Raw genomic sequence first — 3,352 nt, 5'->3', positions numbered from 1 at the left:
TGGGTGCGCCCCATCTTCCTGCCTACGCCGACGGCAGTGGTGCAGGCTGGCCTGGCGCTGGTTCAAGAGGGACTGGTGCGCGATGTGTTGGCCAGTTGCGGGCGGGTGCTGGGAGGCTTTGTGCTGGCGGCGGCGGTGGGCGTGCCGATGGGCATTCTAATGGGCACGTTTAGCAGCATGGAGAGTCTGTTTGCGCCGCTAGTGGGCACGGTGCGATATATGCCAGTGGTCGCCTTTGTGCCGCTGATTGTGATTTGGGTGGGGCTGGGGGAATGGTCGAAGGTGCTGATTATTTTTCTGGGCGTGGTGCTGTACAACGCCATCATGGTGGCAGATGCGGTGAAATTCATCCCCAACGAGATGATCAATGTTGCCTATACGCTGGGGGCCAAGCGGCGCGACGTGCTGTTGAGGGTAATCATGCCTGCGGTCTTTCCCAGCATGCTGGATACGCTGCGGGTGAATATTTCCGGCGCGTGGAACTATCTGGTGATTGCAGAATTAGTAGCAGCACAGAGCGGGCTGGGCTTTCGCATTGTGCAGTCGCAGCGGTTTTTACAAACCGATAAGGTGCTGTTTTGCATTGCCATCATCGGCGGCATCGGGCTACTGCTGGACTACACGCTGCGGGCAATCTCGCGCCGCCTCACGCCCTGGGCTGACCAGACCCGCTGAGCCAGATAAAACGGCTGTTTCTGGGAATGGCCACAGGGATTGCCCTTTCCTCTATTGCAATCATTAGGAAATCTTCAGATGGAATCACGGGCGATCGCCCCCTGGATTCTTGACGGCATCTTGAAGTTAAGGGACACTAACAACAAGAGTCATTACTATCCCTTCTACAACGTTTAGTTACGGTTTATCTCCAATTGACTCGATACATTTCTTTGGATTTGACCCAGCTTTTGAGCAGATTGCCTGGTTTGGACTTCAAGAAGTGTTGAGGGTCTGAGCCTTTAAAGAGCGTTGCGTTTTCCGAAAGCCTATTGACTTCGTTGGGCTTGCAGGGAAGCAAGGCAATTTCGAGGCGGATGTCGAGGCAAAGGTGCAAACTTTGGCTTACTTTGGCTTAAACGTTCGTTCGATTTAGGATTCGCTGAACGTATGGAAACGCTGGAATTCATCATCTATCCCGATGGTCGCGTGCAGGAAAAGGTGACGGGCATTGTGGGTGCTTCCTGCGCCGAGGTTACCGCTGCGATTGAGGCACAGTTGGGGCAGGTGGTGAGCCAAGAGCCAACGTCCGAGTTTTTTGCACAACCGAATACGATTTCTTCGACCCAATCGCAGTCAGCCTTCAGCGAGTGGTAGGCTGAGTTTTTCACTCCAACTTGCCGATCCTTGAGAGTTTCATCACTGTCGCTCCGCTCCTTTTGTTCTTTGGTTTAGTTAGAAAACTCATGTCACACTTTAGCCAAATCAAAACTCAAATCCGCGATTTAACCTCTCTCCAGCAAGCCCTGACCGATCTGGGCGTGGAATGGAAGGCTGGCCCCCAGCCCGTGCGGGGCTATCGCGGACAAACCCACCAAGCTGAGGTCGTCATCGAGCAGGACAATGGCTACGATGTTGGCTTTAGCTGGAACGGTCAGGAATATGCACTGGTGTCTGACCTGCAATATTGGCAGCAGCCCCTGTCGGTCGATGGCTTTCTGCGCCGCGTGACTCAGCGCTACGCCTATCACACGGTGGTCAAGGAAACGACCCGCCAAGGCTTCCAGGTTGCCGAAGAGCAGCGCCAGTCCGACGGCTCGATCCGGTTAGTGGTGCAGCGCTGGAGCGCCTAGATTTTCGAGCAATCCGCAGGACTGTGAGGGGTCAGCCAGAGCGCTGACCTTTTGCGTATCTTCGCGCCTTTTGAAGTATTTTGAAGTGCAGTTTTACAGGAAAGCAGGTTGGGCCCGATTGGGGCGATCGCCCTGTTGCGCTGACCGAACCGAGGTGATATGTGATATGGACGAATTCTCTTCCTCAAATCCGCCGTGGGATTCGGCAGATCCGACTGGACTGGAGCCAGAACTGGGCGGCGACTGGCGCGACTCGCCTGATCGCACGGGCTTTGAGCCAGAACTGGGCGGTGCAGTTCGCCAGAAGGGGGTCTATGTGGATGAAGTGACCTGCATCGGCTGCAAGCACTGCGCCCACGTTGCTCGCAATACGTTTTTCATCGAGCCAGACTATGGGCGATCGCGCGTTATCCGCCAAGACGGCGACCTGGAAGAGGTCATCCAGGAAGCGATCGACACCTGCCCGGTGGACTGCATTCACTGGGTCGATTACACCGAACTCAAAAAGCTGGAAGAGGAGCGCCAGTATCAGGTGATTCCCGTCGCAGGCTTCCCGGTCGATCGCTCCCTGATTGCGGCAAATATGCGGCGGAAGCGGGCCGCGGCAAAGCGACGAAAGGCAGAGTGAGCGGGAGTTCGTGGGAGATAGCGGGGGATAGCTGGAGATAGCTGGGGATAGCCGGGGGATGGTAGGTAGCGATCGCCCCACCGCTCCAGCCCGATCACATCAAATTCAGCGGATCGACATCAATCGTCAAGCTGACACTCGTCGGGACGTGCGATCGCAGCGCTTTGAGCATGTCTCGCTCTGCATCCGAAAAGGTGTCGGCTTTCAGCAAAATCTGCCAGCGGTAGCGGTTGGCCACGCGGGCGATCGCTGCTGGGGCCGGCCCCAACAGATCGATCTGGGGAAGTTGCTGGCAAATTTGAACCGCGAGCAGGTCTGCCGTGCGCTTGACAGCGGCATTGTCCAGTCCACTAAGCCGCAGCAGCACCAGCGATCGATAGGGCGGATAGCCCAAGCTCTGGCGATGGGCCAGCTCTTGCTCGGCAAAGGGTTCGTACTGCTGTCCCTGCACGGCCTTAATCACCGGATGCTCTGGCGAATAGGTCTGCACGATCACCCGCCCCGGTTCGCGGCCGCGCCCTGCCCGCCCCGCCACCTGAAGCAGCATTTGAAACGCCCGCTCGCTGGCGCGATAGTCTGCTAGGTGCAGCAGCCCGTCTGCTGCCACCACGCCCACTAGCGTCACCTGGGGCAGGTCGATGCCTTTGGTCAGCATTTGCGTCCCCACCAGCACATCCGCCTCGCCCTGGGCAAAGCGGGTGAGGAGGGCCCGATGGCTGCCTTTGGCGCGGGTGGTGTCGCTGTCAAACCGCAGGCAGCGCAGGTCAGGCAGTTCAAGGGCGAGTTCCTGCACGACGCGCTGAGAGCCGCTGCCAAAGTGTTTCAGGTAGGGCGATTCGCACGCAGGGCAGCGATTGGGGTGGGTTTGCCCATAGCCGCAATAGTGGCAGCGCAGGGACTCGTAGCCCTCTGCCTGCGCCTGATGGTAGGTCAGGGA

5 protein-coding genes are annotated in these 3,352 nt (G+C 57.8%); 4 read left to right on the top strand and 1 reads right to left on the bottom strand.

Going from position 1 to position 3,352, the window contains the following annotated elements; translation table 11 throughout:
- From IGS51_RS17925 to IGS51_RS17910, 4 genes are all read left to right on the top strand, one after another.
- Positions 1-675, top strand: a 675-nt coding sequence (locus IGS51_RS17925; RefSeq protein WP_297080154.1) for an ABC transporter permease, incomplete at its 5' end; no start/stop codon positions are given.
- Positions 676-1,104: 429 nt separating this feature from the next.
- Positions 1,105-1,311, top strand: a complete 207-nt coding sequence (locus IGS51_RS17920) for a DUF2997 domain-containing protein (protein WP_172353560.1) — start codon at positions 1,105-1,107, stop codon at positions 1,309-1,311.
- Between the two features lie 89 nt (positions 1,312-1,400).
- Complete coding sequence (locus tag IGS51_RS17915; protein WP_172353561.1) at positions 1,401-1,787, top strand: DUF1257 domain-containing protein; 387 nt, start codon at positions 1,401-1,403, stop codon at positions 1,785-1,787.
- 166 nt (positions 1,788-1,953) lie between these two features.
- Positions 1,954-2,415, top strand: a complete 462-nt coding sequence (locus tag IGS51_RS17910) for a ferredoxin (RefSeq protein ID WP_297080153.1) — start codon at positions 1,954-1,956, stop codon at positions 2,413-2,415.
- A 94-nt stretch (positions 2,416-2,509) separates the two neighbouring features.
- On the opposite strand, the gene priA is transcribed toward IGS51_RS17910, so the two are convergent.
- The coding region (priA, locus tag IGS51_RS17905; RefSeq protein WP_297080152.1) for a primosomal protein N' at positions 2,510-3,352 on the bottom strand (843 nt) is incomplete at its 5' end.

This window comes from Thermoleptolyngbya sp. M55_K2018_002 (assembly GCF_015295965.1).
Classification (GTDB): domain Bacteria; phylum Cyanobacteriota; class Cyanobacteriia; order Elainellales; family Elainellaceae; genus Thermoleptolyngbya; species Thermoleptolyngbya sichuanensis.
Note: the sequence above shows the minus strand (reverse complement) of the source record. Positions and strands in the feature narration are given on the sequence as shown.